The organism is Nitrosococcus watsonii C-113, assembly GCF_000143085.1.
Lineage (GTDB): Bacteria > Pseudomonadota > Gammaproteobacteria > Nitrosococcales > Nitrosococcaceae > Nitrosococcus > Nitrosococcus watsonii.
The window spans coordinates 2,905,440-2,926,619 of record NC_014315.1 but is presented as its reverse complement, the minus strand read 5'-3'; the positions used below and the strand labels follow the sequence as shown (position 1 = coordinate 2,926,619).

At 52.5% G+C, this 21,180-nt stretch carries 20 protein-coding genes; 4 read left to right on the top strand and 16 right to left on the bottom strand.

Annotation, left to right across the window (positions count from 1 at the left end):
- The first annotated feature begins 154 nt into the window (after nt 1-154).
- A complete protein-coding gene (locus NWAT_RS13400) occupies nt 155-2,605 on the top strand; it encodes a DNA translocase FtsK (protein WP_013221588.1) in 2,451 nt (816 codons plus the stop codon).
- Between the two features lie 11 nt (nt 2,606-2,616).
- Nucleotides 2,617-3,276 (top strand): outer membrane lipoprotein chaperone LolA, encoded by a 660-nt coding sequence (lolA, locus tag NWAT_RS13395; RefSeq protein ID WP_013221587.1) that lies wholly within the window; start codon nt 2,617-2,619, stop codon nt 3,274-3,276.
- Between the two features lie 101 nt (nt 3,277-3,377).
- Here the strand turns inward: lolA and NWAT_RS13390 are convergent, their stop codons facing one another.
- The 8 genes from NWAT_RS13390 to NWAT_RS13360 all read right to left on the bottom strand — a co-directional run bounded on the left by NWAT_RS13390 (nt 3,378) and on the right by NWAT_RS13360 (nt 11,480).
- Nucleotides 3,378-4,679 (bottom strand): putative bifunctional diguanylate cyclase/phosphodiesterase, encoded by a 1,302-nt coding sequence (locus NWAT_RS13390; RefSeq protein ID WP_013221586.1) that lies wholly within the window; start codon nt 4,677-4,679, stop codon nt 3,378-3,380.
- Nucleotides 4,680-4,700: 21 nt separating this feature from the next.
- Entirely contained in the window at nt 4,701-5,918 is a 1,218-nt protein-coding gene (locus NWAT_RS13385; RefSeq protein WP_013221585.1) for an HD-GYP domain-containing protein, read from the bottom strand.
- A 169-nt stretch (nt 5,919-6,087) separates the two neighbouring features.
- A complete protein-coding gene (locus tag NWAT_RS16355) occupies nt 6,088-6,360 on the bottom strand; it encodes a putative signal transducing protein (RefSeq protein WP_232420140.1) in 273 nt (90 codons plus the stop codon).
- A 46-nt stretch (nt 6,361-6,406) separates the two neighbouring features.
- Nucleotides 6,407-7,816, bottom strand: coding sequence for an FAD-binding oxidoreductase (locus tag NWAT_RS13380; RefSeq protein ID WP_013221583.1), 1,410 nt, complete (start codon nt 7,814-7,816; stop codon nt 6,407-6,409).
- The gene (locus NWAT_RS13375; protein WP_013221582.1) at nt 7,806-8,408 is read right to left on the bottom strand and encodes a BON domain-containing protein; all 603 of its coding nucleotides are present in this window, start codon (nt 8,406-8,408) and stop codon (nt 7,806-7,808) included. The genes NWAT_RS13380 and NWAT_RS13375 overlap by 11 nt, the downstream gene beginning before the upstream one ends.
- Nucleotides 8,405-9,001, bottom strand: coding sequence for a phosphoheptose isomerase (locus tag NWAT_RS13370; RefSeq protein ID WP_013221581.1), 597 nt, complete (start codon nt 8,999-9,001; stop codon nt 8,405-8,407). Before NWAT_RS13370 ends, NWAT_RS13375 begins: the two co-directional genes overlap by 4 nt.
- A 196-nt stretch (nt 9,002-9,197) precedes the next feature.
- Nucleotides 9,198-9,572, bottom strand: coding sequence for a YraN family protein (locus NWAT_RS13365; protein WP_013221580.1), 375 nt, complete (start codon nt 9,570-9,572; stop codon nt 9,198-9,200).
- Between the two features lie 18 nt (nt 9,573-9,590).
- Nucleotides 9,591-11,480: a penicillin-binding protein activator gene (locus tag NWAT_RS13360; RefSeq protein WP_013221579.1), complete on the bottom strand. Its 1,890-nt coding sequence runs from the start codon at nt 11,478-11,480 to the stop codon at nt 9,591-9,593.
- A gap of 83 nt (nt 11,481-11,563) precedes the next feature.
- On the opposite strand from NWAT_RS13360, the gene rsmI reads away from it, so the two are divergent.
- Both rsmI and NWAT_RS13350 read left to right on the top strand, forming a co-directional pair.
- The gene (gene rsmI / locus NWAT_RS13355) at nt 11,564-12,412 is read left to right on the top strand and encodes a 16S rRNA (cytidine(1402)-2'-O)-methyltransferase (protein WP_013221578.1); all 849 of its coding nucleotides are present in this window, start codon (nt 11,564-11,566) and stop codon (nt 12,410-12,412) included.
- 532 nt (nt 12,413-12,944) lie between these two features.
- Nucleotides 12,945-14,663 carry a chloride channel protein gene (locus tag NWAT_RS13350; protein WP_013221577.1) on the top strand — a complete coding sequence of 573 codons (1,719 nt, stop codon included), beginning with the start codon at nt 12,945-12,947 and terminating at the stop codon, nt 14,661-14,663.
- A 10-nt stretch (nt 14,664-14,673) separates the two neighbouring features.
- Here the strand turns inward: NWAT_RS13350 and NWAT_RS13345 are convergent, their stop codons facing one another.
- The 8 genes from NWAT_RS13345 to pyrR form a co-directional block, all read right to left on the bottom strand.
- Nucleotides 14,674-15,402, bottom strand: a complete 729-nt coding sequence (locus NWAT_RS13345; RefSeq protein ID WP_013221576.1) for a tellurite resistance TerB family protein — start codon at nt 15,400-15,402, stop codon at nt 14,674-14,676.
- 85 nt (nt 15,403-15,487) lie between these two features.
- Nucleotides 15,488-16,243, bottom strand: coding sequence for a hypothetical protein (locus tag NWAT_RS13340; protein WP_041351035.1), 756 nt, complete (start codon nt 16,241-16,243; stop codon nt 15,488-15,490).
- Between the two features lie 83 nt (nt 16,244-16,326).
- A complete protein-coding gene (locus NWAT_RS13335; RefSeq protein ID WP_013221574.1) occupies nt 16,327-16,731 on the bottom strand; it encodes a M67 family metallopeptidase in 405 nt (134 codons plus the stop codon).
- Nucleotides 16,731-17,504 (bottom strand): HesA/MoeB/ThiF family protein, encoded by a 774-nt coding sequence (locus NWAT_RS13330; protein WP_013221573.1) that lies wholly within the window; start codon nt 17,502-17,504, stop codon nt 16,731-16,733. The genes NWAT_RS13335 and NWAT_RS13330 overlap by 1 nt, the downstream gene beginning before the upstream one ends.
- The gene (locus tag NWAT_RS13325) at nt 17,501-18,376 is read right to left on the bottom strand and encodes a dihydroorotate dehydrogenase electron transfer subunit (RefSeq protein WP_013221572.1); all 876 of its coding nucleotides are present in this window, start codon (nt 18,374-18,376) and stop codon (nt 17,501-17,503) included. Before NWAT_RS13325 ends, NWAT_RS13330 begins: the two co-directional genes overlap by 4 nt.
- On the bottom strand, nt 18,373-19,662 hold the full coding sequence (locus NWAT_RS13320; protein ID WP_013221571.1) for a dihydroorotase: 1,290 nt from the start codon (nt 19,660-19,662) through the stop codon (nt 18,373-18,375). Before NWAT_RS13320 ends, NWAT_RS13325 begins: the two co-directional genes overlap by 4 nt.
- On the bottom strand, nt 19,662-20,636 hold the full coding sequence (locus tag NWAT_RS13315) for an aspartate carbamoyltransferase catalytic subunit (protein ID WP_013221570.1): 975 nt from the start codon (nt 20,634-20,636) through the stop codon (nt 19,662-19,664). Before NWAT_RS13315 ends, NWAT_RS13320 begins: the two co-directional genes overlap by 1 nt.
- Nucleotides 20,633-21,169: a bifunctional pyr operon transcriptional regulator/uracil phosphoribosyltransferase PyrR gene (gene pyrR / locus NWAT_RS13310; RefSeq protein ID WP_013221569.1), complete on the bottom strand. Its 537-nt coding sequence runs from the start codon at nt 21,167-21,169 to the stop codon at nt 20,633-20,635. The genes NWAT_RS13315 and pyrR overlap by 4 nt, the downstream gene beginning before the upstream one ends.
- Between the last annotated feature and the right edge of the window lie 11 nt (nt 21,170-21,180).

Sequence of the window (21,180 nt, the reverse complement as noted above, 5' to 3'; positions counted from 1 at the left end):
GATGCTTCTGTTAAAAAGGTACTAACTTTTTTGCTAAATAAGGTCGAGCAGACGCTCCGTCTATCGCCGATAGGGTTTTGGCAGGAATAGGAAAGTATATTTATTAGGATTTGACAAGTCTTCGGTTTTTAGTATTGCAACCCCATTAAATATTATGGCTCAAGCTTCTCCCATCACTAAACGTTCCAAGCGTACCCCGGTTAGCATTCATATCCGTCATCGCCTTAAAGAAGTGGCGTTTATCGTATGCTTGGCATTGGCAGCTTATTTATTGCTGTCTTTATCAACTTATACTGCCACCGATCCCGGTTGGTCCCACACCGGCAGCACTGAGGTAGTGCATAACAAAGGAGGAAAGGTTGGGGCTTGGCTCGCTGATCTTCTCCTCTATTTGTTGGGCCATCCAGCTTATTTGCTGCCGGCTACGATGATTTACAGTGGCTATTTTTTGCTGACCCGTAGCGGAGGAAGCCAAGATCGGGATTTGCTTCAGTTTTGGGTAGTAAGGATTGCTGGATTTATTTTGGCTTTGGGTGCGGCCTGCGGTCTTGCTGCGCTGCATTTCCCTGCGTCTCCAGGAAGTCTGCCGGTGGCTGAGGGAGGTATTCTAGGCAAAATAGTAGGATATGGCCTGCTGGGTATGTTTGGCTCTTTGGGGACAATCTTATTATTATTAGCCTTGTTGCTTACCGGTGTGACCTTGTTGACAGGCCTTTCCTGGGTGTGGCTGATGGATATCACCGGCCGCTATACCTTAGAGCTGTTTGGGCATATAGGGCATTGGGGCAAGTTAATTAGCGGGCAGTTAACTCACTTGCCCAAGATGCCGGAAATAAAAAGGGCGCCTGATGAGAAAAAGGAGAGTAAGTCTAGGCTTGAGAAGCAACGAAGCAAAGTACGTATTGAACCGGTTATAGGCGAGTTAGCAGCAATTCCAGGCGGGGAGGTAGCTTCCATGCGGGAGGAGCCCGCTCCACCTAGAATGCTTGCTTCAATCAAAGAGAACCCTGCCCCGATTAAGGAAGCTGCTCCAATCGGAAGGGAAGTGAAGCCACGGACGGAGATAAGCCCGCGGCAAGCACGGCAACAGCCTCCGCCTGTGTTTCAACCTTCAGCAGGAGAAGGACTTCCGGTCCTCTCCTTGCTGGATAAGCCTTCTTCCTTCCAGGGAGGCTATACTAAGGAAACGCTTGAGCGTTTGTCCTGCCAAGTAGAAGAGAAGCTGAAAGATTTTGGAGTGGAGGTACACGTAGTGGCCGTCCATCCGGGACCGGTTATTACCAGTTTTGAATTGCGGCCGGCACCGGGAGTTAAGGTCAGTCGAATCTCTGGACTGGCGAAGGATTTAGCCCGGGCATTATCGGTATTGAGCGTTCGGGTAGTCGAGGTTATCCCTGGCAAGCCGGTGGTGGGCCTAGAGATTCCTAATGAGACTCGGGAAATCGTGTACCTTTCGGAAGTTCTGCATAGCGCTGCTTATCTTGAAAGCCGGGCCTCTCTGACCCTAGCTCTGGGTAAGGATATCAGCGGTCATCCGGTCGTTGCGGATCTTGCCAAGATGCCCCACTTGCTGGTGGCGGGGGCCACCGGATCGGGTAAATCCGTGGCCATTAACGCCATGATTTTAAGTCTTCTGTACAAGGCTACTCCCCAACAGGTACGCTTAATTCTGATTGATCCTAAAATGCTGGAGCTCTCGGTCTATGAAGGCATTCCCCACCTGTTGGCTCCCGTGGTCATTGATATGAGTGAAGCTGGACATGCTTTGCGTTGGTGCGTGGCGGAGATGGAACGGCGCTACCGGTTAATGGCGGCCTTGGGGGTTCGTAATCTGGCTGGATTTAATCGTAAAGTACGCGAGGCCATTAGAGCAGGCGAGCCGTTGAAGGACCCCTTGTCTTCATCTCCTCCCCATGAGGAACCTTTGTTGTTAGAGCCTCTACCTTTAATCGTTGTCGTCATAGATGAGCTTGCGGATATGATGATGGTGGTAGGGAAAAAAGTGGAGGAATTAATTGCCCGCCTGGCTCAAAAGGCCCGCGCCTCCGGTATTCATTTGATTCTCGCTACCCAACGGCCTTCCGTGGATGTGATTACGGGCCTCATCAAGGCCAACATTCCAGCCCGAATGGCTTTTCAAGTTGCATCGCGGGTGGATTCTAGAACTATCCTGGATCAAATGGGGGCAGAGCAACTGCTGGGACAGGGAGATATGCTCTATCTGCCGCCAGGAACAGCCATGCCTGGACGGATACATGGCGTTTTTGTGGATGATCACGAAGTTCATAATGTAGTAGAGTTTCTTAAGCAGCAGGGGGCGCCCCAATATCTGGAGGAAATCACCCAAGGAATAGATGAGCTTGGGGAAGGCGCTAATGGATCGATCGGGAGCTTGGAAGCGGAAAATGACCCTCTCTACGACCAAGCGGTGCGAGTGGTTACCGAAACCCAGCGGGCTTCGGTCTCAGGGGTTCAGCGGCGGCTGCGGATTGGCTATAATCGAGCGGCGCGGTTAGTCGAAGCCATGGAGCATAGTGGTGTCGTGAGCACCATGCAAGCCAATGGAAGCCGGGAAGTCTTGGCGCCTCCTCCGCCAGAGAATTAAGGCGAAAGCGAGTGTTTATTAAAAATTTCTATCGAAGCAGGCTAGGGTTTCAAGGAGCCCTGTTAGGGATGATATTGGGTAGTCTGGTTTTTACTCTGCGCGCGGAGGAACCTGGAGCCCGCCTAGACACTTTCCTGCAAAAGACCCATAGCCTGCGCGCTGAATTTCAGCAGATCTTGCTAGATGAGCGTAATCAGCCTATGGAGGAGAGCCGAGGCGTTTTTTTCCTGCAACGCCCTGGTAAATTCCGTTGGGACTATCATAAACCTTTTTCCCAGACGATCGTGGCAGATGGGGAACATGTCTGGTTTTATGATCCCGACCTGGCGCAGGTAACGGTTAAAAACCAAGCGTCGGCGCTGGGAGATACACCCGCCTTGCTGCTATCCGGTAAGCGCCTACCCGTAGAGAATTTCAGCATCAGCAATCTCCCCTCTGGTAACCACCTGGCTTGGGTGGAACTGCGGCCTCGTGATAAGGAGGCTGCCTTCGAGCGGTTACTGCTGGGATTTGATGATGATGGTTTGCGCCAAATGGAACTGCACGACAGTTTTGGCCGCACCACCCGGCTTGTTTTTTCCAAACTTGAAATCAATCCTTCTCTTGACCCTTCCCTGTTTGTTTTTACTCCCCCGGAAGGGGCTGATGTCATTGGGGGAAATTCCCCGTAAGCGCCATGTCTGTCCATGCTAAAGACGGCCGATCTTGCGAGGAGGGTGGGAGCCGTCCCCGAGAGGGTAAGGACAATCTTCGGTTCTTACGAAGCGGCGTCCTATGCCGTAGTTGCTTTGATAGCCGTGCCCCAGGGCGATTCTTGCATCCAATTTTCCAAATTTTGAGGTGCCATGGGGCGTCCAAGGAAATAACCTTGCCCATAGTCGCAACCTATGTCCCGAAGTCCTTCTAGGGTAGCCTGATCCTCGATGCCTTCGGCCGTTACCTGCAAATCAAAATTATGTCCCAGATCAGTCACGGCTTGTACGATAAGGCTATCGTTTTGGTTAGCAGCCATTTCGTCCACGAAAGATTTATCAATTTTAAGCTCGTTGACAGGCATGTTTTTTAGGTAGGCTAACGAGGAGTAGCCAGTTCCAAAATCGTCAATGGCCAGTTTAACGCCAAGGTTCGAAAGGTGCTGGAGCGTTTCAAGGCTGCGTTTGGGATCCGTCATCACGGCGCTTTCCGTAACCTCGAGGATAAGCCCCCCCTGGCGAGTTCCCCATATCTGGAGAGCTTGCCTTACTAGCTCGACGATCTCCGGGTTTATTAATAAGGTAGGCGGAAAATTAACGGCCACGGAGAGAGGAGCCCCTTTTTTAGCCCATTCCGCGCAGTAGCGCAGGGCAGTATTGAGCACCCATAAGGTCACCGGTTCGATAAGCGCGGTTTTTTCTATTAGAGGTATGAACTTGCCGGGAGGGATCATTCCTTGGGTGGGATGCTGCCAGCGGATCAGGGCTTCTGTTCCCATTATCTGATTGGTGGAGAAGGCTATTTTAGGCTGGAAAAACAGCCTGAATTCATCGTTTTCAAGGGCATGCTCTAATTCTTCTTCCAGTACGAGATCGTCCCTTGCTACTTCCAGCAACCGGGAATGGTAAATGTGATAGGGGTTGCCCGTCTTTTGCGCCTCCGCCAAGGCTAGATCGGCTGCCCGCAACAGTGATTCGGGCTCTTTTTCATGCTCGGGGCAAAGGGCGATACCCATGGCAACGTGGGGCAACGGCGTATGGCCATTGACGGTAAAGGGGTATTGTTGAGCCAGCGCCCATACCCGGTTGGCGGCTAGCAACGCCTGGCCTCCGGTATGGAGGGAGGGCAAAATGAGGCTAAATTCTGCATCTCCAACCCGAACGAGCTCATCCTGGGGGCGGATATGCTCGCGAATGTGCTCTGCAAACTGGGCTAAGAGCGAGTCTCCTGCCTGGTAGCCAAAAGTGGTGTTGATCTCCCGGAAACGGCACAGCTTGATAGTGAGCAGGCCCAACAGTTGGGGATGGGGTGATTGCAGATGGTGGCGCAGCCTTGCCAACACCGTATCCCGCTGGGGTTGAGGCAGATTTGGAAGGGACATGGTTGCAAGAAATAAGGGCGCTTATAGATAAAAATCCCTGGGGTTGATGCCATAGGCGCCCGCTTCCAGAACATTTGTGATCATGAGAGGATTACCTTTCTCATCATCAAGTTCATGGAGTAGGTTGATAACAGAGTAAGAACTGCAGGTCTTTTTATCAGCATCGAGCAGTATCATCACTTGGGGGCGCAGGCGCCGGACTCGGTTTTGCGCCAGCACGACCCCAATTTGCCCTGTACTTAGCTCAACGAGAGTTCCTACCGGATAGGCTCCAAGGCATTGCACAAACTGCTCTACTAGTTCGTCCTGAAAATCGACGTTGCGAAATTCATACAATTTTTGGATCGCGGTATGGGGAGATAGTGCCCTAGCGTAAGGGCGGTTGCTAGTCATGGCATCATAACAGTCAGCAATAGCTGCTATTCGGGCGTACAAAGGTATATTGTCGCCCCCTAACCCCTGAGGATAGCCGCTGCCATTATGGCGTTCATGGTGGTGATAAGCGACCTCGATAACTTCTTCGCTGATTCCTTCGGTTTTTTTTAAAATTTCCACCGTATAGTGGACATGCCTTTTAATGAGAGCGAACTCTTCTGGGATAAGGCGGGTCTTTTTTTGTAATAAAGCTGGTGGGATTTTCATTTTACCGATGTCGGCGAGGAGTGTTCCCTGGGCGAGGATTTCTAACTCTTCCCGTGGCAAACCCAGATGGCGGCCAAAGACGATGGCCAATGTGCAAGCATCGACGCAATGAGCATACGTATAGGTGTCTTGCTTCTTAAGCCGGGATAACCACATGAAGGTATTAGGGTTACGCAGGATACCGGGCATTGTTTTGTTGACGATCTCCCGCGCCGCAGCAGTATTTAATTTCCTACCCGCACGTACTTCGTCCATAATGGAATTCATCAGCGTACAGGCTTGCTGGTAATTTTTTTTGGCGGTAGGGAATTCTTCCTCAAAGGAAGCGGTGTCCTCATAGGTAACCGCCTGGTTGGGGCAGAGCGCCGGTTTAGCAGCAATTTTTTGGTCGGAAGCAGGGCCCGTCTCTTGCTCAGCATCTACCCCTCGCTCCACGTCTATATATACATAGCGGCAATGCTTCCGAAGCTCATCCATGTCCTCGGAGCTTTTGATGAAAAAGCCTTGAAACAAGAAAGGCGTCTCCACCCAAGGACGATCTAGTTGGGAAACATACATTCCAGGTTTTAGGTACTCGCAGCTAACTTGTTTTTCCATGGGGTAAGAGGTACGTAAAGAGGTTAATCTAATGGCTTCTAGTTGTTTTGCGTTTACGTTCACACAAAACAACGGTTAGGCGTTCAATTATGTTTATCGTGTTTAAAGGGAGGAACTTTAAGAAGATATATTTCCGGGCGGAAGATAATTGCAATATCTGAGGAATTCTCTAGCTAATCCGGTATTCGCCACAGTTCCAGCACTGATCGAACTGTCCTTCTAACCATTCGTCACAGCGGGGGCAGGTCCAAGGTGGCTGAATCTTCCCATCCCCATTGGGGAGTAAAAGCCGGGTAGCTTTGTCGTAGTTTGTCTCGTCAGTAAGCCAAAGTTCTGGCCAACATTCCGTGGGAGGGAGCTCGCCAGCTGCGCTATTAAGGTTTTCATTTTTTACGATACAGGCAATCCCGTGAGAGTCCAGTAAATTTTGAAAATGTTTCACCAGCAAAAGATTCGGTGCGCAATAAATGAGTCTCAAGGTATTTAATCTAAGGTGATGATTTTAAGGGGAGCGTCTTTTGTGGATTGAGTATCCCCTGGGGGTCGAACTGGGCCTTAATGTGTCCCATTAGCTTCAGTGCGGCAGGATCGAGCTCTCGGGCCACGAAATCGCGCTTTTCCAATCCTACTCCGTGTTCCCCGGAAAGGGAGCCTTTGAGGCTTAAAACCAGTTCAAAAACATGCTCTAGGCATTGTTTTGTGCGCTCCCTTTCGCCAGGATCATCCGGATCGGTCAATAAATTAACGTGGAGATTACCGTTACCTGCATGGCCAAAATTGACAATCATGATGGCAAATTCCTTGGCCAGCCTTTCAAGGCCGCTAATAAGCGCCGGTAAGTAGGAGACGGGAACCACTACATCCTCATTGATTTTTTTGGGAGCCAGCGTGCGCAGGGCGGGCGAAAGAGCCTTGCGGGCTGCCCATAACTGTTTGCTCTCTTGGGGGGTGCGTGCCGCGACAATTTCTAGCAGCCCTCCGTTAGCGGCTACTTTTTTGAGTTTCGCGACGGCGTCTTCCATGGCCGCAGTTGGACCGTCCACCTCAATCATGAGTAATGCTCCCGTCCCCCGAGGCAGTTCGATCCCACCTTGTGCTTGCACCAGAGTTACCGCCTGACGGTCCATCAATTCCAGGGCGCAGGGAGTGAGGGGCTGGCTCATTAGATTCGCTACCGCTTGACCCGCGCTTTCCGTATCCTTATAGGCGGCACGGAGGGTTCGTTTAGCTTCGGGTAAGGGCGTTAATCTAAGGGTTGCCTCGGTAATAATCGCAAGGGTTCCCTCCGAGCCGATAAGCAGCCGGGTAAGATCGTAGCCCACGACCCCTTTAGTGGTATAGGTGCCGCAGCGAATCTCTTCTCCGGTACCGGTAACGGCCCGAAGAGCCAGCACATTTTCCCGGGGAGTGCCATATTTTACCGCACGCGGGCCGGAGGAATTATAGGCGAGGTTGCCGCCAATGGTGCAGAAAGCGGCGCTGGTGGGGTCTGGGGGCCAAAAAAATCCCTGCTGGCTGGCTGCTATTTGAACTTCTTGATTGGTAACGCCAGGTTCTACCACCATCGCCCGGTTAGTAGGATCAAGCATACGGATGCGGTTCATACGCTCTAGGGAAAGCACTAGACCGCCACCGATCGGCACTGTCGCGCCCGTCGTGCCGGTCCCCCGTCCGCGGGGAACGATGGGGACGTGGGCTTGATTACAGAGACGGACAAGGGCGCGAACTTCTTCGTGGGTGAGGGCGAAGACAACCCATTCGGGCAAGGCGTGCCGGCGGCTGTTGTCATAACCATAGGGCCAGCAATCGGCTGGATTGAAACGAACCCGTTGCTTGCCCACGATTTGGATAAGGGCCGCCAGGAATTCTGGCGTGGTGGTCGGAGCGCTATTGTTCAAGGGCGGTTTCGTGTAAATACTCAAAAATTTTGACGACTCGCTGGGTGCCGCCAGTATGACTGGTGACAGCAACGGCCCGCTCGGCCTCCTGGGTGGTTACCAGCCCCATTAGGTAAACCGTGCCCCGCTCAGTCACCACCTTGATGCGAGCGGGATTGAGTCCCTTCGCAGCAGTCATTTTAGTTTTAACCTTGGTGGTGATCCAGGAGTCGCTGGAGCGGGAGACTAGGGAACTGGGCGCCAGAATAGCCACTTCATTGTAGATCTGCTTGACGTCTGGAATCGGCCTAACTAGCTCCGCGGCTTTTTTTTTGAACTCCTCGTCTGGTGCTTCTCCTGTCAGTAAAACGATGCCATTATAGCTAGTAACGTTAATATGAGTATTTTCATGGAGTTCCTGATCATTGCGGAGGGCAGCGCTGGCCTTGAGTTCAATACTTTGATCATCAATAACGGTATTGAAAGTGCGGCGATCGTAGGCTGTGGAAATGCCGGTAGCCGCGCCAGCGGCGACTCCGGTGGCGACCACAGCAGCGCAGCCTTGAAAAGTTATTATGAAGCAAAATAGTAAAAGAGTGAGACTGAATTTCATGGATTTTTCTCCGGGTACAGGCCATGATCAAGCAGATCACATAGACAGTGAATCACGAGCAGGTGTACCTCTTGGATACGGGCGGTATTGTGAGCAGGCACGCGGATTTCCACATCCCGTTCAGTCAGCAAAGGGGCGATTTTACCGCCATCGCCTCCGGTCAAGGCAATAACAGTCATTTCACAGTCATGGGCGGCTTTAATTCCGCAGATAACATTGGTTGAGTGGCCGCTGGTGCTAATAGCCAGAAGGATATCTCCTGCATTGCCCAAGGCTTCGATCTGGCGAGCGAAGACATTATCATAATGGTAATCGTTAGCAATAGAAGTTAAGGCCGAAGAATCCGTAGTCAGAGCGATTGCAGGTAAACCGGGGCGTTCCCGTTCGAAGCGATTAACGAGTTCTGAGGAGAAATGCTGGGCATCGGCCGCGCTACCACCGTTACCGCAACTTAAAACTTTATGACGATGCCGGAGGCTTTCCAATAGATGGTGGCCGGCGCGTTCGATGTAGGGCGCCAGGGTTTTCATGGCCGATAATTTGAGCTGGGCGCTATTGAAGAAATGTTGCTCGATACGTTCTCGACTGCTCATAGCTGTTTTAGCAGAAAGGCTTGGGTTGTTATTGACGTCATTAAGGAGTGTTCTATCCGATATTGGGCACTTCAATTACCTACCAGAATGAGGTGCCATTAAATAAAGAATAAAGAATTTTATGGCATGCGTAGCTTTTTTGCCGCAACAGCATTTTGGGAAAATACGCCTCCAAGTATGTACCTGTAAAGCTTTCCTATGATTCTACTCGAAAAGCATCCCGCAGCCACGTAATGTTATTCACTCCTTTTTCAGGTGTGATTCCCACGACGTCAAAGCGACAGGGTTTATTTTGAGTCCTGCCGGTTCGTTGAAGGTAGTGTTGTGCCGCTGCAATGAGGCGGGCCTGTTTGGCTGGAGTGATGCTATCTATGGCATTTCCAAAGCGTCCCTTGCGGCGGCAGCGCACCTCTATAAAAACCAAACTCTCTCGGTCTTCCATAATGAGATCAATTTCGCCAAGGCGGCAGTGATAATTACGCTGGGCTAGGCGTAGCCCTTGCGTTTGCAGATAATGGCAGGCTAGTTGTTCTGCCTGCTCTCCCTTGTCCCGGCTAGTAACTGGCTTCATCTCGTTTTAGAAAGGGAATTATTTAGCCACCGGCTGGGGCTGTCCTTTTTTAAACTGGGCCCAATCTAGCGCGCGGCGCAAGTGTCGTCCAGTATCCATCTGTAATGTTCCCGTAGCTCCATCAAAAGTCATATCCTGACTCTGCTGGAGGATCTTTAAATGGGGGATGATTCGGTAAGCATCGACGCCTAAGGCATAGAATCGCTTTAGTTGTTCAAAATTCTTTGGATAAGCAGTGGCCAGGCTTTGGTAACTGGGATCGTCGTGTGCGTTTTTATCGAGTACCCATGGAATGTCACAGAATAACACGCCGTTTAGATCCAGATCATTTTCCGGATCGGGGTACCCCGAATAGATATGGGAAGAACTATAGACAGGCAGTTCCTTTGCTTGATGGAACTGGAGCTGGGGGACTAAGAGGCGGGCTTGTCGTGGAAAGGCAGCAAGGAAAATAAAATCAGCCTCATGGTGCCGCTGCGGCTCCAAGGTGAACTCCTGGCGTACTTGTTGACGGGATTGTTTTTCATTAATGTTGAGCAAACGTTGAATCAGCAGGGAGTAATCTTCTTGTTCGGGATCGTAAGCTTGAAATCCCACTAGGGTGCCGCCTAGACTTTCCCATCGCTCGGCAAAAGCATCTTCTACCCGCTGTCCCCATTGGGTATCGGGGATGAGGGCTAAAGCATTGCGGTGCCCGTCATGCCAGGCTCTCTCAGCGACCTCTCGGGCCTCATCCTCTGGGGAAAGGGTGAATTGATAGAGATTTTCCACGGTTCCATGGGATTTGTCCAGGTAGTTAAGAGCCAGGGTGGGTAAGAGCAAGTCGCCGGTTGCGGCAAGCTGCGCCAATGATTGCTTAACTAGCGGTCCCACCACGAAACTGGCGCCTTCTGCCTGTGCTTGCTGATAAATACTATCGACATTGCTGTGGCCGGTGTCAGAGTCAATTGTGACTTCATAAAAACGAATGTTAGATGCCCAGCCACTATTATCATCGTAGTAGGCTGCAAAAAAGCCATTTTGCACCGCTTTGGCGGAAGCCGCAAACGGACCTTCCGTGGGGAGTAATAAAGCGATAGAGGGTCGGTAGGCCATCGTGGGGAGAGTGGCCATTTCGGCCTGGAGCAGAGGCAAGGAGGCAGGGTGCCCAGGGTAGCGCGCTCGCCAGTCCTCTATTGCTTGCTGTAAACCGGGCGAACCTAATGGGTAGCGCTGAAAAAGTTGCGCAAGTTTCAACCAGCCATCGAACACAGGGGAGATAGATTCTTTAGGCAACGTTGCTAGGATGTCGGGAGTGAGCTTCATAAGCAGACCCCACAGGGCGAGCTGATTTTCCTGCAGGGCCTGGGCATTGGAGAGCAGAGGTTCTAATTGGACTCGTTCGCGGGCTGCGGCAAGAAGGTTATCTTCAAGCTCATAGGCTTGCGCCCGGAGCCGATGGAGGGCGGCTTGTTGCTCTAGGCTTGGTCCTAAAGTTTCGATGCCTTCTAAAAGGAGCAAGGCTCTTTTTACTTCTCCTTCTGCTATTGCAAGCTGGGCCGCCAGAAGATGATAGCGGAGTTTCAAGGGCGACTCTAAATCTTCGAGTGTAATACTATCAAGGAGCATGTTTGCTTCTTGCTGATAATTGCCTTGGAGCAGGGCAGCGGCAGCGTGTAATTGGTAATCTTGGCGTTGTGGCGATTGCGCGCTAGCCGCCAATTGGGTATACGCTGCAGCGGCGGCACGATAGCGCCCCTCGGCTGCCAGGGCCTTAGCCTGAGCAAGTTCCGATGATGGCGCCTGGGGGGAAACCTTGGTAGGCGGTGTAGTGCAGGCGGTTAGCCCAAGCAGGATGGCAAGGCCCATTAACGGCAGGCAATGACCTGCTTTTCGAAAAGAGATCACCATGGGAATAAGGGAATACATGTCACATCAATCTACTTAAAACGGTTAATATTAACTGTTACCTGTAAAGTAGCCTAGAGGCAGTCTATCTGATCTTTCATGATATGAACGGTACTCTGTATGTCGTGGCGACGCCTATTGGCAATTTGGGAGACTTCAGCCCCCGGGCTCAACAGATCCTGCGGGAGGCAGATCTGATTGCCGCTGAGGATACCCGTCACAGCGCGGCTTTATTACGTCATTTTGGCATTGCCACGACGATGATCTCGTTGCATGAGTATAACGAACGGCGTCGGGCCGAGCTTTTGATCGCCCGTTGCCGGGAGGGGCTTTCGGTGGCGCTGATCAGCGATGCTGGGACACCGCTGATTAGCGATCCTGGCTACCGGGTTGTTCGGCAGGCACGGCAAGCAGGGATAGAGGTGCTGCCTGTTCCTGGTCCCTGCGCTTTGGTGGCCGCCTTATCGGTAGCGGGGCTGCCTTCGGATCGCTTTGTGTTCGAGGGTTTTTTACCTGCCAAAACGGGTGCCCGACAGACTCGATTGCTGCAATTAGCTGAGGAGAGCCGCACGCTGATTTTTTATGAAACACCCCGCCGTTTGCTGGAGACTCTCCAGGCGATGATAGAAGTCTTTGGGGCGGATAGGGAGGCGGTAGTCGCCCGGGAATTGACTAAGCGCTATGAGACAGTCCAGGGGGGTACGCTTTCTTTTCTTTTCAACTGGGCTAGGCAAACGCCAGAGTCGGGACGGGGGGAGTTGGTATTATTGGTCCATGGCGCGGAAAAAAAACAAGACGCTATGCAGCAGGAGGCCCTACGGGTACTGCAGCCTCTGGTGGCAGTTTTACCCTTGAAGCAAGCGGTTACCCTAGCGGTTGATATTACTGGTTTTAAAAAAAACCGCCTTTATCAATGGGCATTGGAGTTACAACAGGCAGCTAAAAAACATTGAGCCATCGTGTAGCGCGGCTAGCGCGTTGTTTCCCCAGCAATATTTTTCCGCTCTGGACAGAGAAAAAACTCGGGGTATCCTCTTGACATTGCGGTTTGGCTGGCCATTCTGGGCATGGTTAATTGAAGTCGGCCCTGGGAATTGCAAGTAAATATTCACCTCATCGAACGTGGGCACCTGGGGTAAATTTGGACAATAAAAGCAGTTGCGTCCTGGCTTCATGAAATTATTTTATTTGCTCCCGTAAATGGGTATAGGTATTATAAATACGTCAGCTTTGGGGTTGGCGATAGCAATGATGAACAACGGGCAACTGCTGGCTGGTCTCAATTTCCGCGGATGTATCTTTATTCGCTGTAGCTTTTGAAAATCGATGGCATTCCATGATGGGCAGTGATGTAATTTACGCCATCCATTGCTCTTTATGCACCAACGTTCGGTTGTAAGATTGATCGGTTTTCAAGCCGATTTTGATCTAGCTGATAATTTCTTAGCCTAACGGTGCATTTTCTAGTTAGCTTTACAAACCCCCTTGTTTAACCTAAAAATCCCCTTAGAAAACCTGCGAATACGCGTCGCCTCGGCGGAGGCTTTGCTCCAGCTCTCTCTTCTTGGCTTACTAACCGGGTTACTAGCGGGAGGGGTTACCGTGGCTTTTCGGCTAGCAGTGGATATGGATCAGATCGCTTTTCTTCCTAGCCACCGGGTCGATGATTTTGAAAGTCTTGGCTGGCTCGACCGACTATTGCTTCCCGTTGTTGGCGGGCTAGGCATCGGGTTGCTACAAGAACTGGCCCATACTTACCGGGCGGTAGGGGTCGTCCATGTTTTGGAGCGGATTGCCTATTATCAAGGCCGCCTGCCTTGGCGTAATACTCTGCAACAATTTGTCACTGCCGCGCTTTCCCTTATCTGTGGTCATTCGGTAGGGCGGGAAGGCCCTAGCGTGCATTTGGGGGCCGCTAGTGGCAGCTTGCTGGGGCAATGGTTGGAATTACCCAACAATGCCCTCCGCACTTTGGTGGCCTGCGGTATCGCGGCGGCTATCGCGGCCTCTTTTAATACCCCCCTGGCAGGTGTGATTTTTTCGATGGAAGTCATTATGATGCAATATCATCTTGCGGGGGTGGCGCCTATTATCCTGGCCGCCGTAGTAGGGGCTGCCATCGCTTGGGTTGTATTTGGACCCTCTACAGCTTTTTTTGTGCCTCCCACTGAAATGCATTCCCTGCTTGATTTCCCTTATCTGATTTTGATCGGTTTCGTCGTGGGAATCCTGGCGGCTGCTTATAACTGGTTAATGGGCTTTTTTTCCGGATTAGGGGGACATCGGCCTGTCTGGCAGCGTTGCACCGCCGCTGGGCTGGTGGTGGGTTTTTGCAGTATCCCTGTCCCTGAGATCATGGGCCTGGGTTACGATACGGTAAACGCCATATTTCTTGGCCAATTTGGCCTGGGCGCTCTGGTCGCCATCACCGTCGTTAAATTGTTGGCTACCACCGCCTGCGTGGGTCTCGGCATACCAGGAGGGCTCATTGGCCCTACCCTGGTTATTGGTACCGCGGCAGGTGGCGCGCTGGGGGTTATCGGTACGGCTTTGCTCCCGCAAGAAGCATCCCCTATTGCTCTCTACGCCATAGTGGGGATGGCTGCTATGATGAGCGCAACGTTGCAAGCACCCCTGGCAGCGCTTATGGCTTTGGTAGAACTCACCGCTAACCCCCATATTCTTTTTCCGGGAATGCTGGCGGTAGTCGTGGCGAATCTCGTGGCGCGGGAGGTGTTTGGTCAGGAGGCCCTATTTTTGATGTTGTTGCGGGCCCGGGGCTTGGATTATCATTATGCGCCTCTTTCTCTCAGACTTCGTCAAGCTGGTGTGGCCAGTGTGATGGAGCGCCATTTTGTGGAACTCCCCGTTGTGGTTGATCGGGAAACCGCGCTTCGAGCCCTCGCGCAAAATCCCCGCTGGGTATTGATAAAACGAGATTTCCAGCCTCGCTCCGTGGTGCAGGCTGCTGATGTGGCCCGAGCCTTGAACGACGAGAAAGACGATCCTCTTAATCTCATGGAAATTCCAGCAGCCCGGGAGGATATTCGGCCTGTTCCTTTCTATGCCACGCTTCAGGAAGCCCTGGCGATTCTTGACAGCAGTCAAGCTAAAATGCTGTATGTGGAGCAGCGTATAGGGCCAACTAGCCTGCGGACGTGTGGCGTGTTAAGCCGACAAGACATTGAATCTTATTACGGTTAGTTAGTATGGATTACGCCATAGGCGAGCCTGTCAGTTCGTGGAGACGGCTAACGGTTCCCCCATCCAGTTTCAGAGCCTGGGCCAGCTGCCGCAGATAAGCTCTTTCAGCCTCGGTATCAATGTCGATGGCGAACAGTGAAGCGGCATAAACTTGGGCGGCAACCGCTTCATTTGGCACCATTGAAACTAATGCTTGCAAATCCATGGGACGGCCTAGTTCTTCCATGACGAGCCGTCGCTCTTCATCGGTTATGCCGTCAGCGCCAATCTTGCCGAAGATATTATCCATTTCTTTCTGATCAAGCTGCCCATCTGCCTTAGCCGCGGTAATCATGGCTTTAATCATAAGCCGTTCCGTTTGGGGCGCGGCTAGCGCCTCGATTTGCTCTTGCGGCAGAGATTGGGGCGCTTCAGAAGCGGGGCCTGCCGCTGAAGCCGGGGTATTGTTTTGCCAGTTTTGAAGCGCGCTGACTGCTAATGTGCCTAAAATCGCCATGGCACTTCCGCCAAGCGCACCCGTTGCCGCGCTGCTACCGCCGCCAAGCAGGGCCCCCGCCAGGGCGCCAAGGCCGCTAGCTTGCCCACCCGTCATGTTACCCGCCTGTTTATTGCTAAGAAAGTTTTGCGCAATATCCATTAGACCACCCAGGCCCTCCGAGCTAGTCGTGCGTTCTAGCCTGGAATGACTCTGACTGCTCATGTTCTGTAGTAACTGTCCCACGATATTTCCAAAGCTCATCGCTTATTCCTTAGTTAAGAGAAGATTTTTTCAAACTTTATTAAGAATATTCAAAGAGGGTCTTGGCCCATAGAGCTAATTTCAATTACATAGGAATTGCGAACTTTAATTGATCCTGATTATAAAATTCGATTTGCTGGGCCGCCGGATTGTATTTCATGTAAATGGTGCCTTCGTTATTAAAGCTGATGCGATCACCGGCTTGAATACGGATGGCTTCACCGGAATCAATATGATCAATCACCAGTCCGCTTTCGCTTGCGGGAGCGTGGGGAAAGCCCTGGGCAGAGCCGGCTAGCATAATGCCGACTTTGGGTTTTCCTTGGGGCTGGCTAGCTGAGGTCTCAATTCCTAACGCCCATTGCGTAGCCGCATTTCCGCCATTGACAATGTCAATGCCCCGCACCGGGGCCTGGGGGTCGCCGGAAAAATTTAATCCATTGACTTCAACTCCGATGGCCGGAGCGCCTGAATAGGTAGCGGCAAGACTGTTGGCGCCAAAGGCAGGACCCGGACCTTCGGTCTCCCCATAAAAAAAAGCGCCTGCCGCCTCTGCCGTTCCTTCTGAACGGACGGCCGCGGCAAGGGGCGTGTGAGTACCTGAAACGTCAGCAGGGATATAGGTATAAAGGTAGGTAGGGGTGTCTCCTTCAGAGCGAGCAGTATTGGAAACAAAGAGATGGGGATTGATCAAGCGATCAACAAAGTCCCATATTCTTAAGGCAGGAAAAGTATTATCGCCCAGAATCAAATCAGCGGACAGGTGGCCCGTCAAGTTAGGATAGGTGACGTTTCCCAAAAGAAACCCGCCCAGCAAGCTAAGCATTATCAGTTTTTTCATCGTGACTGATCCCATTTGGATAATAAAATGGCTAAGCAGGGGAAATATCAATTAGGATCTCCTCTGCATCTGAGGAGCATAAACTATAATTGTAGCTCGATCTCCTCATATACTTCCCCCTGTAACCGGAAACCCCGCATCTCCAGTACGCCTTTCGTATTTAAGGAAATAATCAAATATAGCACACCCGGGTAAGCTGCTTGGGCAAGATCGCTTTTTGAGGGCAAAGGAGCAGTTTCGGGATGGGAATGGTAGATGCCAAATAATTCTTCGCCTTCCTCACGCATACGGCGCATGGCCGCGATTTGGCCCTGGGGGTCCATGAGAAAATGCCGTTGTGGTTCCGGCGCAATATTATTCATGGGGTAGCAGCGAAAAGGGAGGCCGTTACGGGCACCGATCAGTCCGCATATTTCCTGCTGGGGCTTGGCCTGCGCCTGGTGCAGCAGTTGATTCACCAAGGGGCGGGGAAGTGCTACTGCTGCCATTAGGCCAACGCTCGCCATTTCTTTTGCGGGCCGTTACAGATGGGGCACTGGGGATCTTGATGAATTCTGATTTCGCGCCAGCGCATATTCAGCCCATCTAGCAGCAGTAGCCGATTATGTAGGCTTTGCCCTATACCCAATAGCAACTTTAGGGCTTCCATCGCTTGGACGCTGCCGATAATCCCTAGCAAGGGGGCTAGCACGCCGGTTTGGGAACAGCTCTCCTCTTCGCTCTTCTCATCTTCCCGAAACAAGCAATGGTAGCAGGCCCCATCCGGTTGCCGGCTATCAAACACCGCCACCTGTCCTTCCATGCGAATGGCGGCGCCAGAAACCAAGGGCCGGCCTATTCGGACGCAAGCTATATTAAGGGCAAAGCGGGTAGCGAAATTATCGCTCCCATCCACGATTACGTCCGCTTGGGCAACCGCTGCTTCTAAGCCTTTTCCTTCCAACCGGGCGGCTATTGCCCGCACTTCCACCTCGGGGTTCAGGGCCTGCAGGCGGCGGCGTGCCGATTCTACCTTGGGTAAGCCAATAACGTTGCCGTCATGCAAAATTTGCCGTTGCAGATTAGAAAGCTCTACCTCATCGGGATCAACGAGAGTCAATCGTCCTACCCCGGCTCCAGCTAGATACAAGGCGATGGGTGATCCTAAACCGCCCACGCCCACCACTAGAACCCGGGAATCGAGCAATTTTTGCTGGCCCTCGATATCAATCTGAGGCAGTAAAATTTGCCGACTGTAGCGTAGGAGCTGCTGGTCATTCATATAAACACCGCCTCGGCATCAAATACGGGTCCATCCACGCAGACTCGCTTCATGGCGGGTCCTTGCCGGGTCTGGACCTTGACTACGCAGCCAGCGCAACCGCCCACGGCACAGGCCATGAATTCTTCCAGGGAGACTTGGCAAGGAAAGCCAAATTCCCGCGCAAGTTGCGCCGTGGCCGCCAGCATAGGGTGGGGGCCACAGGCATATATAGCAACTTCTCGCTGTTGGGCTGGGGTAAGCGTGTGGAGCCAATGGCGAGCCAGGTCAGTAATAAAGCCTTCGAAGCAGCCAGGATAGCCTTGAAGGCTGGCCAATCGGCTGGGAATTTTCCAATCCTCTAAGAGAGGCATAGCGCCGATCACTCCCTCTGGTAGCCCTGGTATTAGAAATTGGGAAGGCCGTTGCCGGAAGGGGAAAGGAATTTCCGAGCCCATGAGCACCAAGGGATTGAAATGCTCGGTTTGGCGCAGAGTATCGGCCAAAAACACCATGGGAGGGATACCTACCCCGCCGCCAAGGAGCAAGGGCCGGGGATAGTCTGGGTTCACCTGAAAGGGTTGCCCGATGGGGCCTAGGATGTTGATCTGCTCACCCGGCTTTCGCTGGGCGAGCAGCCGTGTGCCCTGCCCCACCACTTTGTAAAGAAACTCGATCCAGCCATGCTCGGCATCGGCTCGCATGATGGAAAAGGGACGCCGCATGGGAAGGCTAGAATCACACTGGAGGTGGGCGAAGCTGCCTGGGGTAGCGCAAGAAGCGATGCTAGGGGCGGCAACCCACAGCACATATTGCTCCCCTGGGTGGGCATCCTGGGCCAAAATCTTTCCCTCTTCTACCAGGATGGTGTTCCGGTGGGATTTAGGCGTCATAGTGTTTCGGCTGCCGCCGCAAAAACCACCCGCCCTTCCAGGAGGGTATAAGTGACCCGTCCTTGAAATTCCCAGCCTCCAAAGGGAGTATTTTTTCCCTGGCTAGCCATTTCTTCAGGCTTGAAGATCCAATGGCAGTGGGGATCAAATATACAAATATCCGCCCGTTGTCCCGGCGCTAAATGGCCACCTTCAATACCCAGCACCTGGGCGGGCTGACAGGTAAGATAGGCAATAACTTCGGGAAGCGTTAGTATATCGTCCTGGGTTAGCCGCAAAGAAAGGGGCAGCAAAGTTTCCAGTCCCGAGATTCCCGGTTCGGTAATAGGAAAAGCGCCCAGCTTGGCATCGACCTCATGGGGTTGATGATCGGAGCAAATGGCGCTGAAAGTACCCTCCCGCAGACCTTCGTGGAGGGCATCCCGATCCCGCAGGGTGCGCAGGGGCGGGATGACGTGGCACTGGCTGTCAAATTCTCCAATGTCGTGTTCAGTTAGGTGGAGATGATAAGCTGTTACGTCCGCGCTTATTGGCAATCCTTCGGTTTGCGCTTGCCGGACCATTCGCACCGCCCGGGCGCTGGAAAGATGGCAAAAATGGGCTTGCACGCCAGTTTGCTCAATGAGCAACAGATCCCGCGCCAGGGAGACGGTCTCCGCGGTTTCGGGAATGCCCGCTAAACCGAGGCGGGCGCTGACGATCCCTTCATGACAGCAGCCTTCAATGCCGAGCCAAGGATCGCGGGGATAAAGGAAAAGGGTGATTCCCAGGGTGGCTGCATATTCCATGGCCTGCCGCATGACCTGGCTATTGGTAATGGGCATCAGGCCATTGCTGACTCCCACGCAGCCTGCTTCCTGCAAAATGCCCATTTCCGCCAATTGTAATCCTTGCAGTCCTTGGGTGAGGGCGCCCAAGGGTAGAATGCGGGTTCGTTGGTACTGGGCTTCCCGGTGGGCAATGAGATCGACCACGGCAGGAGTATCAATGATGGCAAGGGTATCCGGCGGACAACAGAGGGTGGTGATACCGCCTTTAGCGGCAGCTAGGGTTTCCGTAGCAATGGTTCCTTTTTGTTCCTGGCCCGGTTCCCGTAAGCGTGCTTGTAAGTCAATCAACCCTGGGCACACAATTTGGTCTTGGGCATCAATTGTTTGCTCGACCCTAAAGTCTTCGGGAGCGCTGCCAATGGCTATCACCCGGCCTTCAGCCAGATAAAGATCCTGGAGCCCGTCTATTCCGTTATAGGGGTCGATGAGGCGCCCGCCCCGGATGAGTGTCCGCACTAGCGAACCTCCTTGGTTTCAGGGACTGGTATCTGCATGGTCATGGCCATGACCGCCATGCGAATGGCAATACCATGGCTGATCTGCTCCAGGATGACCGAGCGGGGACCATCGGCCACAGCCGATTCGATTTCTATACCGCGGTTAATAGGCCCTGGATGCATCACGATAGCCTCTGGTTGGGCCAGGGCGAGTTTTTCTTCGGTTAAGCCATAGAGCTGAAAATATTCCCGCTCACTGGGTAGCCGTGCCCCTTCCATGCGTTCCCGTTGGAGCCGCAGCATGATCACCACATCCACCCCTTTAAGTCCCACCCGCATATCATGAAAGATGTGAACGCCTAATGAGTCCACGTTGCGCGGCAGCAGTGTTCGGGGGGCAATCACCCGGATTTCTCCCGTGCCCAAGGTCGCCAAGGCATGAATTTCGGAGCGGGCTACCCGAGAGTGGAGGATATCGCCGATGATTGCTACCCGCAGATTGGGAAACGAGCCCTTGTGGCGGCGGATAGTAAACATATCCAGCATGGCCTGGGAAGGGTGGGAATGGCAGCCATCCCCGGCGTTGATGACGCTGACATGGGAAGGAACATGACGAGCAATAAAGTAGGCGGCGCCGCTATCAGAGTGGCGGACCACGAACATGTCGCAATGCATGGCCTCCAGGCTGCGGAGGGTGTCCAGTAGACTTTCCCCTTTCTGGGTCGAGGAGGTGCGTACATTCAAATTCATAACATCCGCCGATAGACGTTTAGCGGCCAGCTCGAAGGTGCTTAAGGTTCGGGTACTGCTTTCAAAAAAGAGATTGACAATGGTTTTTCCCCGCAATAGGGGGACCTTTTTTACCTGCTGGGCGCCGATGCTGGAAAAAGACTCGGCTGTATCCAAAATTCGGGTCAGTAACTCCCGGTTTAACCCCTGGATGCTAAGGAAATGGCGTAATTGGCCTTTCTGATCCAGTTGCAGGTTGCTCATTCCGTGGGGTCAACATATTGGATACTGAACTGCAGAGGGTCTGGGCCAGTTAATTTGACCTGCTCGTTGGGCGCTAAATCCAATTGATGGCCGACCACATCCGCTTGTATCGGTAATTCCCGGCCGGCGCGTTCTACCAGGACGGCGAGCGTGACGCTGGCTGGGCGGCCGTAGTCAAAAATTTCGTTTAACGCCGCCCTTACCGTTCGCCCAGTATAGAGGACATCATCTACCAGGATGATATGCCGATTGGCTACGGAAAAGGGCAATTGAGAGGGTTGTACTTGGGGATGCATGCCGATGCGGGTAAAATCATCCCGATAGTAGGCAATGTTAAGCACACCCAAGGGATCAGAGACGAGGTTATCTAATTCCTGAGTCAATAAACGTTCTGCAACCCATACCCCCCCTGTATGAATGCCAATCATGGCTGGTTTATTCCGCTGTTGTTCAGCCATCCGCTGACTCAGATCTATGGCTAGATTGCGGAATAAAACGTTTACATTTAATGAAACGGGCTGCGGGATATTCATAGGGACCTCAC

Bases quoted from the DNA above. Each gene is read 5' to 3' on its own strand.
- NWAT_RS13400 (WP_013221588.1), top strand. From the start codon at position 155: ATGGCTCAAGCTTCTCCCATCACTAAACGTTCCAAGCGTACCCCGGTT.
- NWAT_RS13385 (WP_013221585.1), bottom strand. From the start codon at position 5,918: ATGGAAAAACAAGTTAGCTGCGAGTACCTAAAACCTGGAATGTATGTT.
- pyrR (WP_013221569.1), bottom strand. From the start codon at position 21,169: ATGAATATCCCGCAGCCCGTTTCATTAAATGTAAACGTTTTATTCCGC.
- NWAT_RS13370 (WP_013221581.1), bottom strand. From the start codon at position 9,001: ATGAGCAGTCGAGAACGTATCGAGCAACATTTCTTCAATAGCGCCCAG.
- NWAT_RS13325 (WP_013221572.1), bottom strand. From the start codon at position 18,376: ATGACGCCTAAATCCCACCGGAACACCATCCTGGTAGAAGAGGGAAAG.
- NWAT_RS13345 (WP_013221576.1), bottom strand. From the start codon at position 15,402: ATGAGCTTTGGAAATATCGTGGGACAGTTACTACAGAACATGAGCAGT.
- NWAT_RS13365 (WP_013221580.1), bottom strand. From the start codon at position 9,572: ATGAAGCCAGTTACTAGCCGGGACAAGGGAGAGCAGGCAGAACAACTA.
- NWAT_RS13360 (WP_013221579.1), bottom strand. From the start codon at position 11,480: ATGTATTCCCTTATTCCCATGGTGATCTCTTTTCGAAAAGCAGGTCAT.
- NWAT_RS13335 (WP_013221574.1), bottom strand. From the start codon at position 16,731: ATGGCAGCAGTAGCACTTCCCCGCCCCTTGGTGAATCAACTGCTGCAC.
- rsmI (WP_013221578.1), top strand. From the start codon at position 11,564: ATGAACGGTACTCTGTATGTCGTGGCGACGCCTATTGGCAATTTGGGA.
- NWAT_RS13340 (WP_041351035.1), bottom strand. From the start codon at position 16,243: ATGAAAAAACTGATAATGCTTAGCTTGCTGGGCGGGTTTCTTTTGGGA.
- NWAT_RS13375 (WP_013221582.1), bottom strand. From the start codon at position 8,408: ATGAAATTCAGTCTCACTCTTTTACTATTTTGCTTCATAATAACTTTT.
- NWAT_RS13390 (WP_013221586.1), bottom strand. From the start codon at position 4,679: ATGTCCCTTCCAAATCTGCCTCAACCCCAGCGGGATACGGTGTTGGCA.
- NWAT_RS13330 (WP_013221573.1), bottom strand. From the start codon at position 17,504: ATGAATGACCAGCAGCTCCTACGCTACAGTCGGCAAATTTTACTGCCT.
- NWAT_RS13315 (WP_013221570.1), bottom strand. From the start codon at position 20,636: ATGAGCAACCTGCAACTGGATCAGAAAGGCCAATTACGCCATTTCCTT.